Below are 14,756 nucleotides of genomic sequence, written 5' to 3'. Positions count from 1 at the left end.
AACTACTAACGAAGTTTATGTCTTTTCATCTCTCTGCTTGGTCAATTAAAAAACCTGTTCCGACTATCGTCTTATTCCTAATTTTGGGCATCTTTGGTTTGGTGTCCTTTTTTCGCTTAGGAATTGACAGTAATCCGAATATCGATATTCCCGCCGTGATGGTGACGGTGACTCAACCGGGTGCGGGACCCACAGAATTAGAAACCCAAGTCACCAAGAAAATAGAAGATTCAGTGGCGGGGTTAGGAAATATTGATGAACTCACCTCCACTGTCACGGAAGGGAGTTCCACCACTACTGTTAGTTTTGTCCTGGGAACCGATAGCGATCGCGCCACGAATGATGTGCGGAATGCGGTTGCCCAAATTCGTCAGGATTTGCCCCAGGATGTGAATGAACCGATCGTCAAACGCCTAGAGTTTGCGGGCGGTTCAATTATGACTTATGCAGTGGCGTCTGAGACGCGATCGGTTGAACAATTAAGTGATTTAGTCGATCGCACGATTAGCCGCGCCTTGCTGAATGTACCGGGTGTGGCGCAAATTGACCGTTTGGGGGGTGTGGATCGGGAGATTCGGGTTGATCTTGATCCGAGTCGTTTACAAGCTTATGGGATTACCGCCACCCAAGTGAATGATCAAATTCGCAATTTAAATATTGACTTACCCGGAGGGCGGGGAAACGTTGGCGGAAGTGAGCAAAATATTCGGACTCTGGGAAGTGCAGAAACGGTTGCGGAATTACGAAGTTATCGGATTGTTCTCCCCAATGGCGCGACGGTTCCCTTATCGAGTTTAGGGGAGGTTGAGGATAGTTTTGCTGAACAGCGACAGGCGGCGTCGTTGAATGGGGAATCCGTTGTGGCGTTTTCGGTGCGGCGGAGTACAGGTAGCACCTTAGTCACGGTGGAAGAAGGGGTGCGTGAAGCAGTTACCGAATTGGAAAAAACCCTACCAGACGATGTGACTCTGGCACTCATTTTTACCCGTGCTGATGCGATTCGGGATTCCTATCAAGCCACGATTGATGCCTTAGTTTTAGCCTGTATTTTAACAGTGATTGCTGTCGGTTTGTTTTTGCGGGATTGGCGAGTCACACTGATTACAGCAACAGCGTTACCTCTCTCGATTATTCCCACATTTGGGGTAATGAAACTGTTGGGGTATACCTTAAACGGGATGACATTATTGGCGTTAGCTTTAGCGGTAGGAAATTTGGTTGATGATGCGATTTGTATGATTGAAAACATCGACCAACATTTAGATATGGGCAAAAAGCCGTTTAACGCCGCATTGGATGCTTCACGGGAAATTGGGTTAGCGGTGGTGGCGACAACTGCTACGATTGTGGCGGTGTTTATTCCGGTGGCGTTTATGGGGGGGGTACCAGGTCAATTTTTCCAACCCTTTGGCGTTACTGTTGCGGTGTCCACCATGTTTTCCACGCTGGTGGCTTGTACAATGACACCGATGTTAAGTGCTTATTGGCTGAAATCTAAAAGGAACCGGGAACAGGAAACCAGCAAAAAACGAATTCACCCGTACCGCAATCTACTCACTTGGGCATTACGTCATCGGATTACCACTCTATTAATTGCGTTGGCTTTCTTTATTGGGAGTTTACAACTGGTGCCGTTAATTCCCAAAGGTTTATTTGATAGCGGAGATACGGGGTTGAGTACGGTAATGGTTGAACTTCCTCCTGGATCAACCTTGAGTGAAACTGAAGAAATTATGCAACAACTTAACCAGTCGTTGCAAGAAAATCTAGCAGTTGATAAAGTTTTTACGACGGCGGATAATATCAATTCGGGTACAGTCTACGCCAACTTGTTACCTAAGGATGAACGGGAGGTTTCCCAGCAGGAATTTGAACAAGAAATGCGCCAGGTGTTCCGAACCATTCCGGGGGCGCGGATTAGTTTTCAAAGTCAAGGTGCTGGGGGAGGCGGTAAGGATTTATCGATTGTGCTGAAGAGTGAAAATGCCCCAGTGTTGACGCAAACGGCGGAAACCTTGGAGAAGCAGATGCGGGATATTCCGGGATTGGTGGAAGTCACTTCCAGTACCAGTTTAGTTAAGCCGGAAATTGTGATTCAGCCTGATCCAGAACGGGCGGCGGATTTGGGGGTTTCGGTGGGCGCGATCGCACGAACGGCATCTTTGGCGTTAATTGGCGATAATGAGTCGAATCTGGCTAAGTTTGATTTAGCGGATCGGCAGATTCCAATTCGGGTACAACTGAACCCAGATACTCGCGCCGATATTAGTACCCTGAAAAATTTACAGGTTCCCAGTCAAACCGGGAATTTGGTTCCAATTAGTGCAGTGGCGGATATTCGTTTGGGAAGTGGTCCAGCGCAAATTGACCGTTTTGATCGCAATCGTCAGGTATCGGTGGAAGCGAATTTAGAGGGGATTTCTCTAGGCGATGCGTTAGAAACGGTGAAAGCGTTACCCGCGATGAATCCCCTCCCGCCCGATGTCGCTGAGGAACCGGCTGGGGATGCCAAGATTATGCAGGATATTTTTACCCGGTTTGCAACTGCATTAGGGGCGGCGATTCTCTCGATTTATGCGATTCTGGTCTTACTTTATAGCAATTTCTTGTATCCGTTTGGGATTTTAGTGGCTTTGCCTTTATCCATTGGTGGGGCGTTACTGGGGTTGTTAGTGACGCAGAAAGAGTTGGGCTTGTTTGCCTTAATTGGGATTGTTTTGCTGATGGGATTGGTGACTAAAAATGCAATTTTATTAGTAGACTTTGCTTTAGCTGGCATAAAAGAAGGAAAACCCCAATTTAAAGCGGTAGTGGAGGCGGGGGTGTCTCGGTTACGCCCAATTCTGATGACCTCGGTGTCTACAATTGCGGGGATGATGCCCATTGCCTTAGAATTAGGGGCGGATGGTGAAGTACGCAGTCCCATGGCGATCGCGGTAATTGGTGGGTTTACGACTTCAACCTTGTTAACCTTGGTGGTGGTTCCCGTGTTATTTACTTATGTGGATAACTTATATCGCTGGATGCGCGGATTATTTGGGGGAAAGAAAAAGCAGGTTCAGTTATAACTAGAGTTTATATGGGAACACGTTGATGCTATTGTTAGATTATTCTGCGATCGCTATTCCTCTAATCGCTAATTTACTGGATATTTCTGGGCTTTTTTGTCCAGTGTTAGGCGGATAGCGGGATAGGGAAATAATTCGCGAAATCCCCGCCTTCGCTGTTGCGGAGACTCCGGAGTCAAATAACTCCACAGGGTTTCCCAATAAAAAAAGGATACACCATCAAAGGCGCGATCGCGAACCGCTTCAACTTGGGCTTGAATTTGCTCAAAGGAAATCGGATCAGCCAATGTTCCCGTTAAAATGCCAATACTTACCGGAATAGTTCGCCGCGCCATGCGTACTGCGGGTTGATTAAGTTCCGCCGTAAAACTACTCAACTCATCCCGATAAACCTGTAACACTAATTCATCAACCCAACCCCGTTGTACCCACGTTTGCCAGTCTTGTAGATAATGTTTATAAGCAAAGGCTTGGGGATTGGGTGAAAGCGAGATGATACAATCCGGTTTAATTGATTTAACCGTCTGGACAATCTCTCCCATAAACTCGCTAATCTTATTCGCCCGCCAGCGCATCCATTCACTATTTAATGGCGAATTTGGGGGAGAATTTCCATAATGTTCTTGCTGATAACGCTCAATGGTATAAGGATCATAACCCAATTCCACAGGCATCCCAAAGTGATCATCCAACTGAATCCCATCCACATCATATTGGCTGACTACTTCCTTAATTAGATCCAGGATAAGCTGTTGTACCTCTGGATGTAACGGATTCAGCCATAAGAGTTGGGGATTCTCCGGATCAGATTTTTGCGTTAAACTCTGAGTGATCCAAGTGGGATGACGCCGCGCTAATTCAGAATAAATCGGTGTCATAAATCCATACTCAAACCAAGGAATTACCCGTAACCCTTGGCGATGTCCCTGCTGTAGAATATCTGCCAAAACATCTCCATTGAGGCGCATAATTGCCAGCAAAGGTTCTTGTGTCGCCACTGCACTCGGATAAAACGTATGTCCCCGATTCCAAACCACCGGATAAACCGTGTTAAAGTTCAGTTTAGACAATTGCGCGATCGCTCGGTTAATTCCCCATGGCGAAAACAATACACCACTGGCGACATTTGTCAACCAAACGCCTCTAATTTCTGTAATTTTTGTTGGCGTTTGGGAACGCGCCAAAGATGGGGAAAATACAATCGATTTAGCAACCAGTAGGACAATACTGAATACCAGCCCTAATACGAGAAAAACCCTGAATCTACGTTGACGTTTGTCATTCGTCATTCGTCATTTGTCATTTGTCATTTGTCAATGGATTAATCTTAACCCCCCTTAATCCCCCGTGCAATAAAAGCGAAGCATCCTTTTGTCTCCCCCATGAAACAAAACGCGAAGCATCCTTTTGTCTCCCCCTTTTTAAGGGGGACGGAAGGGGGATCTAAAAAGGGGGACGGAAGGGGGATCTAAAAAGGGGGACGGAAGGGGGATCTAAAAAGGGGGGAACGAGGAGGGTAGGGGAGAAATGTTCCCTCCCCTTGATAAGGGGAGGGTTAGGGTGGAGTCAGATCAAGGTATTGCTTTCTTTTTGAAGCTCAAGTTGACACCAATGAATGTTTGCGCCCGATTCTAGGGTATCAATTTTCGTCACACAGCCGTTGAGTAAACAAATTGGTTATTAGCTTGAAATCCAACGCCTTGGTTACTGACTGGAAATCCTCCCCCATTACTCCCCTGCATCTCGTTAATATCTAAACCATAGAGTTTTGCACCTTTTAACTTAGCATCCAGCAACTCAGCTTTTTTGAGAATTGCCCAGGTTAGATTCGCATTTTCCAGATTCGCATTCTCCAGATTAGCGCCCGTCAAATCTGCGCCTTGGAGATTCGCCCAATCCAATTTAGCGGATTCTAAATTCGCGGCAATCAAACTTGCCCCTTCTAAATTAGCCCGACTTAATCTCGCACCACTGAAATTAACCCCTTCTAAATCAGCGCCCGCTAAATCTAAATCTTTTAACCAGGCGTAGCTGAGATTGACAAAACTCAGTGCTGACCCATAAACCCTAGCACCAATCAACCGTGCTTCCGATAAATTCGCCCATTTGAAATTCACGCCCGTTAAATTTGCATCTCGCAAATTCGCCCGTTCTAACTGCGCTCCGCAAAGATTTGCACCCCATAAGTTAGCCCGTCGGAGGTTTGTACCATTCAATATTGCCCCACTGAGTTTAGCACCCGTGAGCTTTGATTTGACCATAAAAGCACCATTGATATTGGCTTTAGTCAAATCAGCGTCAACAAGTTTGGCATCGCTCATTTTAACGTAATTAAGATTCGTCCAATTCATCTGAGTGCCACTCAAATCTGATTTGAGTAAAAATGCTCTGGTCAAATCAGCACCTCTGAGATTCGCCCCTGTTAGGTTAACTCCGATTAACATAACTCCCCTGAGGTTAGCCCCACTGAGGTCAATCCCGGTGAATTCTCGATTTCCTTGTTCGTACAGTTTGAGAAGTTGTCTAACGTTCATAGCTACAACGTCCACTAAGTATTTATGATTTGGGCAAAGTTGAATGATTGATAATTTTAATGGAATTCTCTTTCTACTTTAATCCTGATAGTTAATGAATAAACCTTCTTTGAAAAAATTTACGTTTATGCCCAAAGTCCTTAAACTGTAGTATAATCCATCCTTTCTCTCTGAGCCTATTCCTAGAAACCGGGTTTCTCGTCAGTATGACAACGCAATATCAACCTTTCACCCCAAGAAACCCGGTTTCTTGACCGATGTCCTAGGACGTCGCCAAAATTTAAAATCCTTAACGTTGCCAAAATGTTCCTGTCTGACTTTACTAATAAAGATTATACTGCTATACGATTGCCATTTCGCCCAAATCGCCGCCTTCTTTATCAAGCTTAAAGAAGTTGTTGAGTAATATTAACTTCACCACTGTCCGCCTAATAATTCAGATTACACTGCCATACTTGTCATACACCCTATACTATTTAAATTGGCAATTAATGGGCTGATAGAGTGATGATTAGAACAAACAAGATAATTGTATGACAAATAACGACTGATTTTTACGCCAGGGTGTGAATTTGACCCGCTTGAACAGAAAGAATTTGGGAGGAGTTCAACCACTGAGCATCAAATGCGCCTAAGTGAGTGGTTGTAATTAGGGTTTGAAACCGATCTTGAATCGCATCCAAAAGCTGATTTTGGCGGTTAGGATCAAGTTCTGCTAAAACATCATCTAGTAATAACAGGGGCGGTTCACCCACCACTTCTTCTATTAGTTTTAACTCTGCCAATTTTAGTGCCAAAACCAACGTCCGTTGTTGTCCTTGAGAACCATAGGAACGGGCAGGGGTTTGGTTAATTGTAAATTCCACATCATCTCGGTGTGGACCAACCAGAGTTATCCCCTGACGCTGTTCAGGAAAACGACGATGGTGGAGTTTATCTAAAAATGCCTGTTGAACAGCTTCTGGGTCATCCTTCTCTAGGTTGACATTTGGCGCGTAGGTCACTTCGAGTAACTCTGTTTTACCACTAATACTACTATGCCAAGATTGAGCAAGTGGCGCTAATCGTTGCAACACTCTAGCACGACGCCGAGTCACACGCGACCCTGCTGTTGCCAGTTGTGCATCCCAAAGAGCCAGTTCTGTCTGGGGTTGCTTTGATATTACCCCCTCTGGCGTCCTCTCTTCTTCCTGCTTCCGGATGGTTTTGAGCAACGCATTGCGCTGGCGCAGGACTTGATTATATTGCTGCAAAATATAAGCATAAATCGGTTCAAGTTGGGTGAGAATAGAATCCAGCCAATTCCGGCGTCGTTCCGGACTTCCACGCACTAAATCCAAATCCAGACTGGAAAACTGTACCGCATTCAAAATCCCTAAAAAATCAAGCTGGCGACGTAAGGATTCACGATTTAGAGCAACAGTACGCCGTCCCTGACTGCGAAGGGTTAACCCCAATTCAACAGAACCATAAGCCCGTTCCAATAGTGCCTGAATCTGACCCATCGAGGCGTCTTCCAACACCATTTCGCGATCGCGCCCTGACCGATGACTTTTCAGTGTCGAGAGTAATTCTACCGCTTCTAGCAGATTAGACTTACCCTGAGCATTATTCCCCACCAAAATCGTTTTCGGTGCCTCAAAATTAACCAAGCAATCCCGATAATTCCGAAACTGGCGCAACTTTAAGCATTTTAAGTACATTGGTCATGGTTGACTGTTGACTATTAATTCCAATTACCTGTTCCCTGTGACACACCGAGCGTGTTACCGAGCGTGTTACTGAGCGAAGCCGAAGTAAGTCGAGGTAAGTCGAGGTGTTCCCTGTTCCCTGACCAATTACCGATTTTTATACCAACGAATAAACAGCTTCTCCAACTCAACCCAAATAAACAATGACGTACTAAACCCCAAGCAAATCAGCAGTTCAGTAAGGGTGAGAGGTTCTGTCCCAAAGAAATTTTGCAAAAATGGCACATAAACCAATGCCAGTTGCAAGATAGTCGTAACCGTTACTGCCCAGATTAAATAGGGATTCGAGAACGGATTTATCTCAACCGTTAAACGAGTATTGGAACGAACCGCGATCGCATGTCCCATCTGAGCCAAACATAAGGTTGTAAAGACCATCGTCTTCCAGTGGAGTGGATAATAGTCATAAGCCAGCGCCATTAAAATAATCGTGACAATGGCGAAAATAATCCCAATCCGCACCATATAGGCACCCAGCCCCCGGGCAAAAATACTCTCACGGGGACTAAAGGGAGGACGCTTCATCACATCCGGTTCAGCCGGTTCTACCGCCAACGCTAAAGCAGGTAAACCATCAGTCACTAAGTTCATCCAGAGAATTTGTAACGGTGACAGGGGAACATCTTGAAGTCCCATAATCGGTGCTGCGGCAATCGTTAACACCTCACCAATGTTACTGCCCAAGATATAACGAATAAAGCGACGGATATTATCATAAACCGTGCGACCTTCTTCAGTCGCAGCAACAATCGTGGCAAAGTTATCATCCAGCAGTACCATATCACTGGCTTCCTTACTCACATCGGTTCCGGTAATCCCCATAGCAATCCCGATATCCGCTTGCTTCAGGGCGGGAGCATCATTTACCCCATCTCCCGTCATCGCCACGAATTCACCTTGACGCTGAAGCCCTTGGACAATCCGCAGCTTATGTTCAGGAGAAACACGAGCATAAACGCTCACCTCCTTGACCTGTTTATCCAGATCCGATTGTCCCAGCTTTTGTAACTCCTGACCCGTGAGAACTCGATCATGTTGATCCGCAATACCCAAAGCATGGGCGATCGCGCGAGCGGTAAGCTGATGATCTCCGGTAATCATCACCGGGCGAATACCTGCATTCCGACAACGGCGCACGGCATCCATAACTTCTGGACGAGGGGCGTCTAACATCCCCACCAGTCCCAACCAAACTAATTCTTGCTCAGTGGTTTCACTCTTCTCTACCCTGTCATCAGGTGCAGCATCTAGAGGCTTATAGGCAAACCCCAAGACTCGCAATCCCGCCCCAGCCATTTGATTATTGTGTCGCAAAATATCCGTCCGTTGCTCATCGGTCAACACCTCGGTACGATCGCCCGCCTGCAAAGAATGGCAACGCTCTAAGATTAACTCAGGGGAACCCTTGGTAAACATGAGGTAGGTTCCTTGTCCATCATTGGTTCCCGCTGAGCCATTTGACCCTTGACAGATTACACTCATGCGCTTTCGCTCTGAGGAAAAAGGAATTTCACCCACCCGAGGAAACTGACGCCGCAAGGGTTCTTTATCAACACCCCCCTTCCCAGCGAGGGTAATTAATGCCCCTTCAGTGGGGTCTCCTAAAATCAGCCAATCATCCTGTTCATACTGCAAAATAGCATCATTACAGAGGGCACACCCTTGAAGTAAGACCTGTAATTCGGGATACTCTTGGGTAGAAACGGCTGTCTCGGCGATGAGAAACTCCCCGTTAGGCGCATAGCCTTCTCCCGTGACTTGGAATGTGTGCTGGGGCGTGATCACCCATTGCACGACCATCTTATTTTGAGTCAGGGTACCCGTTTTATCCGAACAGATCGTCGTCACACTCCCTAACGTTTCCACGGCTGGAAGTTTACGGATCAGCGCATGGCGGCGCACCATGCGTTGAGTCCCCAGTGCCAAGGTAACGGTAATTACAGCAGGTAAGCCTTCTGGCACAACCGCTACCGCCATACTCAGGGACACTTCCACCAGTTGTTGGAGAACACCTAAATCTCCGCCACTTTGAATTAAGCCGCCAACAACAACCAGCACCACCAAGATCAGAGAACCACTGACCAAGACATTTCCCAATTGGGTCATTCGTTGTTGTAGGGGTGTTGGTTCGCTTTCCACGCCTTGCAGCATTTCAGCGATGCGTCCCAGTTCCGTCTTCATCCCTGTGGCTGCAACCAAGACGGTACCACGACCTTGAACGACTTCGGTACCCTGAAACACTAAATTAATGCGATCGCCTAAGGGGGTATCCTCCGCTAAAGTGAGGGCAGCTTCCTTATTCACCGCGTTCGCTTCTCCAGTTAAAGCGGATTCCCGGATCTGGAGGTTTGATTCCTCAATTAACCGTCCATCAGCAGAAACTTGCACCCCCGCTTCCAGGAGCATAATGTCTCCAGGGACAAGCTGTTTGCTATCCACCTCCATCGGTCTACCCTCGCGGAGGACACGGACTTTGGGAGAGGCGAGATTTTTCAGGGCGGCGAGGGCTTTTTCCGCCCGACTTTCTTGGAGATAGCCCAAGACACCATTAAGAATAACGATTAATAGAATCGCGATCGTATCCTTAAATGGAACTTGACCCGCCTCTAATCCTCCTTGTCGCCAATCGATCAGATCAATGACTCCGGAGATGATTGCCACCACAATCAGCATAATCAGCATGATGTTGGTGAACTGATCCAGAAGAATCACCCAAGAACTGCGACCCGCAGTTTCTTCGAGTTCATTTAATCCGTAGTATTGCGATCGCTCTTGGACTTGTTCAGAGTTTAAACCCGTCTGGGGATTGCTATCCAGTTGGGTCAGCGACTCTTCTATGGATTGGGTATGCCATGCATTTAACGGATCAGGCAGCGAATGGGAACGATGAGATGAAGTCACGGGGCAGGTTTGCATAAACACGATACCCAATCAATCATAGTCTTTTCAGACAACAACTGTAAGCAGGTGCATTGGGGAATGAGCAGACTCTCATCATTTAATCGCATTTTGTACCATGGCTTTGTTGAGGATAGCAGATGGAGTTTGAAGGGTATCAGGGTTCGTCACAAGTTTCTCTACTGTCGCACTCAATAACCCGGAGCAGATTTGACGCCAAGCCTCACGCTGTGCTGTATGTGCTTCCTGCTGGCACCATTGTGCGATCGCGTCTGATAAGTCTTCTAGTTTATCGGGTAAGGGTTGAATTAAAACAGCCAACTCAGCTAAGTCTTGTGGAGAGAAAAGCTGGCGTTGATGATTTAACAGCTCAACAAAAGCGGCAACATTTTGTTGAGCGAATAACTCAGCAGCCTGTTGGACAAATTCCAATGGCAAATCTTGCAATTGAGCGATTTGCTCCAAGCTTAATCCAAACTGGATCATGCGTGGTATAGCGGTTAATTTGGCTTTGAGTTCGCCTATTTTTTTACCTCTTTGTTCCCCTCTTTGTTCCCCTTCATAAAACCCTTCTTGCTTGGCTTCCTGATACACTTTAGTTTGTTTGAGTTCACTTAATCCTAACATGGCTTCTATCTCCTGACGGCTTTTTTGTGGTAATTTATAAACGATGATTGTTTCGATTAAATCAATTAAGTCTCGTTTGGTCGTTGGATCAGCGATCTGGACTTGGGCTTGGTCGATTAACTGCCTTGCCACTGTCGGTGCTGTCTGTTGATTCTCGATTACTAGCTTAACAATATTTACCCCCAGGGAATCCGATGCTGTTTCCTCTAACTCGTCCAAGTAAATCCGTTGCACTCGACTCAAGAGTTCCCTAAATTGTAACGGTTGTTCTCGTTCAATCCGGCGACTGGGGTAAATCACTACAACCCGCCAGGGATGAGGGGGTTTGTATTGATTCAGAAAGATAAACAGTTCTGTAAATAAACGATAGTATAAATTCTCATCGGGTTGAAACTGAACTTCAACGACGTAGAAGGGTTGGTTTGAGGTTGGGTTCTTTGGTAAAAATAAACCATCGAGTCGAAATGAGAGTTGTTTGACTTCACGGGAGGTGAATTGATATGTTGCGGCTTGTGCGGTGGATTGATTAATCAGTTCAAAGAAGATACTGGGAAACTCTTTAAACAGGCTATAGAAAATGGTGTCAGTTTTCACGTTCTCCTGGGGTAAACGTCACCGAGTTGACAAGGGGTAGTATGGCAACTCTGTGACCCAAAATTTCTATAGCGAAGATATTGACAAAATCAACAAGATATGAATAGAGACAATGAGAGAGAGTAGGTAAGAGGTGTTGGTGTAGGTATATCTGCGCCGGAGGAACTTCAGATTAAAACTGATAACGAACCGAAAAGTGAAATCCCTGATCTTGAGCATTCTGACCTTGATCCTCCAGTTCCACTAAGGGTAAACCATAGTCAAGGCGCAAATCTAATCCGGGTAGCGGTTGCCAAAGTATTCCCATACCCAAACTGGCTAAAAACTGCTCTTGAGGCAGAGGGTTCTGATTATCAGGATTATTCCACACCCAACCTGCATCAAAAAATGGCGCAATTTGGAACGTTGACGCACCGGATGCATTTTTCTCTAAGGTGATCCGGTCTTCTAAGAATAATCGCACGCCATTATCTCCAATTCGAGCATTCTGTCGATAGCCGCGCACGGATTGAGCGCCACCAATGACAAATTGTTGAGAGGGTAAAAGAGTATTGGGTGACAGTTGAATATCAGCCCCCATAATTAAAAAATGACTATCACTGAAAATTTGAACTCGTTGGATCTGACCCAGCCAGGTCAAAAAACGTCCATCTGGTATGGGATCAGGATTAACGGTAGCATCCAACCAGCCTGTACCCAGACTAAAGAGCGATCGCACTGACCAGGCTCCTCTGGAATCACGACGTAGGTAGTCTTGTCCAAATTGAATCACACTGGTGCGCGTTATCCCGTCAATATCAGCCCCAGGACTTAAAGGGGCGGGCATATCCAAAAAAAATGTCTGACTGTCCCTAAAGCTAAAAGCTAGGGATAGGGAGAATTCTTCACGGGAGGTGCGAATTAAGGGTTGACTAAAACTAATCTCATACTGTTCTGATTCCCCCTGAATACCGAATTGAGCAAAGGGTTCGGCTGTGATTTGATTGCGATCAACGCTGGCTTGCACTTGTAGAGTGCCATTTTTCGGATTCAGGGGAAGGCGATAGCCCATGTTTATCACCTTTGAGCCACCCGTGGTGGAATAGGAGGAACTAGCAGTCAGTTCATCTCCATACCCGGTTAGATTACGATAGCGTCCATTTACGCCCAATCGTTCTGAACCTACACTCGGCGGTGAATAGTTATCGGTGGTGAGGCTACCCTCAAAGGGATTGGCTTCAACGACACGAATAATTAAATTGCTCTTTCCCGGTTGACTACCAGCACGAAGACTGGCGTCTACAGATTCAAATAAGGGATTTGCCCGCAGTAGCCGCAATTTATCTTCCACGCGAGCAGTATTGAGGGGTGTGCTGACGCCTAGCTGAATCCGATTCCGGATATAACTGGGTTTAAGGCGGCGAATCCCCTCAATTTTAATCTCCTCCAGACTCCCTTCTAGGACAAAAATCTCTACGACACCATCAGTAATAACTTGGTCTACTAGAATGGCTCTTGAGGTGATGTAGCCACGATTTAAATAGAGTTGAGTGATAGCATCAGCAGCCTGTTGCAATTGTTGTAGAGTAACCGCTTCGCCTTCCAAGGGTTGGACAATGGGATTGAAGTCTTCGGGTTCAAAGATGGTGCTACCTGTGACATTGATTTTCTCGATTTGAATAGCCTCCACGTTAGAATTCGTGGGACGAGAGGGAGTGGGTTCGGGTTGGGTCAACGGTGGGGACTCATCAGGACGTAAGGGTTCAGGACTAGGTGTGGGTTGAGGAAAACGATCTTCTGGACTGGGTTGGATGGTTTCAGGGTTGGGAATCGTGGGCGGCGTTTGGGTAATCTGGAGATCATCCAGTTCCATCAGGTTAGGGAAATGAACAGGGTTGTGGCTCACTGGTGACACAGACATTGGAGTTGTACCCAACGCCGTTGATGCATTTAGACTGATAATACCCACCCAAACAGGTGTCAGTTGTCCCAGAATCTGCCCCTGTGAACTACCCATCGCTGACTTTCAGTACAGCGTGGGCTTCTGATTTCGCTGGGGAATGCCGCAGCTTAGACTTACGCCCAAGCTTTGGTCTTACTTCCCCTCCGTCAGCAGCAGTCCCAGTCCCTGAGACCGATAAGATTCTGATGCCTTCTGCTCTGATATTTGCTGAGGCATTACCGTCTCTATCGTGGTGAGTGCCACAGCTAGGGCAAGTCCATTCCCTAACCTCTAAGGGCATCTCCTTCACTTGATAATGGCAGTTTGAGCAGAGTTTAGAACTAGGAAACCATCGGTCAATTTCTACCAATACCTTACCCTCAAATTCAAGCTTGTACGATAGGAAATTGACAAACATTCCCCAGCCTACATCAGAAATAGATGCAGCTAGTTTGTGGTTACGAACCATGCCAAGCGTATTTAGGCTTTCGACTACGATGATTTGGTTTTCGTCAACAAGCTTTCTGGACAGCTTATGCAGGTAGTCTTGACGGACATTTAATACTCGTTCGTGAACCCTAGCCACCAGTTTCCTGGCTTTATCTCTTGACTTGCTTCCTTTCTCCTTTCTGTCTAATTTCCGTTGCTTGCGCTTAAGGTTACGCTCATGTTTAGCTAAATGTTTAGGATTAGCAAACTTAGAGGTCTTAACACCATCATTGACAATAGCAAAGTCCTTTAAACCTAGGTCAATCCCGATTACATTACCATCAGTGTTACTCGGTGGGTTATCCCCTTCTACCTCAGTCAAGACGGACGCAAAATATCTCCCCGATGGGGTCATGCTAACCGTTACCGTCTTGATAGTTCCTTCGATTGGTCGGTGTATTTTAGCTTTCACTATGCCGACGCGACCCGGAAATTTGAGGCAGTCATCAATAACCCTAACTGACTGGGGATACTGAATAGATTGCCTATTCTTTTTAGCCTTGAACCTTGGGTATCTAGCTCTACCCTCAAAGAAGTTACGGTAAGCAGTCACTAAGTTAAGCGTAGTCGCTTGTAAGACTTGAGAATAGCAGTCAGACAACCATTCAGTCCCCTCCTGTTTTTTAAGCTTAGGTAAAAATGCATTCAAGGCGGACTGACTCAAGCCCTTACCCGTTAGCTGGTAGGTTTCAATGCACAGATTAAGAGCATGATTCCACCACCAACGGCTACAGCCAAAGTGTTGAGCTAGTATTTCTTGTTGTTCAGTTGTCGGATACAGCCTAACTTTGACGGCTTGATGTTGCATTGTTTTTACTTTTTCTTACTACTATATACCATTTTCAGTAAATAAGCTCAGCATAGTTTGTAAATT

8 protein-coding genes are annotated in these 14,756 nt (G+C 46.2%); 1 reads left to right on the top strand and 7 read right to left on the bottom strand.

The window, feature by feature from the left end; genetic code table 11:
• Positions 1 to 17: 17 nt before the first annotated feature.
• Complete coding sequence (locus tag MC7420_RS11130) at positions 18 to 3,068, top strand: efflux RND transporter permease subunit (RefSeq protein WP_006100497.1); 3,051 nt, start codon at positions 18 to 20, stop codon at positions 3,066 to 3,068.
• Positions 3,069 to 3,136: 68 nt separating this feature from the next.
• On the opposite strand, the gene MC7420_RS11125 is transcribed toward MC7420_RS11130, so the two are convergent.
• The 7 genes from MC7420_RS11125 to MC7420_RS11095 form a co-directional block, all read right to left on the bottom strand.
• Positions 3,137 to 4,357, bottom strand: a complete 1,221-nt coding sequence (locus MC7420_RS11125; RefSeq protein ID WP_006100611.1) for a glycoside hydrolase family 10 protein — start codon at positions 4,355 to 4,357, stop codon at positions 3,137 to 3,139.
• A gap of 360 nt (positions 4,358 to 4,717) precedes the next feature.
• Positions 4,718 to 5,602, bottom strand: coding sequence for a pentapeptide repeat-containing protein (locus MC7420_RS11120; protein WP_006100496.1), 885 nt, complete (start codon positions 5,600 to 5,602; stop codon positions 4,718 to 4,720).
• A 554-nt stretch (positions 5,603 to 6,156) separates the two neighbouring features.
• Positions 6,157 to 7,305, bottom strand: coding sequence for a DNA replication/repair protein RecF (gene recF / locus MC7420_RS11115; protein WP_006100548.1), 1,149 nt, complete (start codon positions 7,303 to 7,305; stop codon positions 6,157 to 6,159).
• A gap of 135 nt (positions 7,306 to 7,440) precedes the next feature.
• The gene (locus tag MC7420_RS11110) at positions 7,441 to 10,269 is read right to left on the bottom strand and encodes a cation-translocating P-type ATPase (RefSeq protein WP_006100642.1); all 2,829 of its coding nucleotides are present in this window, start codon (positions 10,267 to 10,269) and stop codon (positions 7,441 to 7,443) included.
• 78 nt (positions 10,270 to 10,347) lie between these two features.
• Positions 10,348 to 11,472: an Rpn family recombination-promoting nuclease/putative transposase gene (locus MC7420_RS11105; RefSeq protein WP_006100394.1), complete on the bottom strand. Its 1,125-nt coding sequence runs from the start codon at positions 11,470 to 11,472 to the stop codon at positions 10,348 to 10,350.
• A 172-nt stretch (positions 11,473 to 11,644) separates the two neighbouring features.
• Positions 11,645 to 13,468 carry a ShlB/FhaC/HecB family hemolysin secretion/activation protein gene (locus MC7420_RS11100; RefSeq protein WP_006100641.1) on the bottom strand — a complete coding sequence of 608 codons (1,824 nt, stop codon included), beginning with the start codon at positions 13,466 to 13,468 and terminating at the stop codon, positions 11,645 to 11,647.
• Positions 13,461 to 14,690, bottom strand: a complete 1,230-nt coding sequence (locus MC7420_RS11095; RefSeq protein WP_006100660.1) for an RNA-guided endonuclease InsQ/TnpB family protein — start codon at positions 14,688 to 14,690, stop codon at positions 13,461 to 13,463. Before MC7420_RS11095 ends, MC7420_RS11100 begins: the two co-directional genes overlap by 8 nt.
• Positions 14,691 to 14,756: the final 66 nt, after the last annotated feature.

The organism is Coleofasciculus chthonoplastes PCC 7420 (assembly GCF_000155555.1).
Lineage (GTDB): Bacteria > Cyanobacteriota > Cyanobacteriia > Cyanobacteriales > Coleofasciculaceae > Coleofasciculus > Coleofasciculus chthonoplastes_A.
The sequence above is the reverse complement of the archived record's forward strand: the minus strand, read 5'-3'. Positions and strand labels throughout refer to the sequence as shown.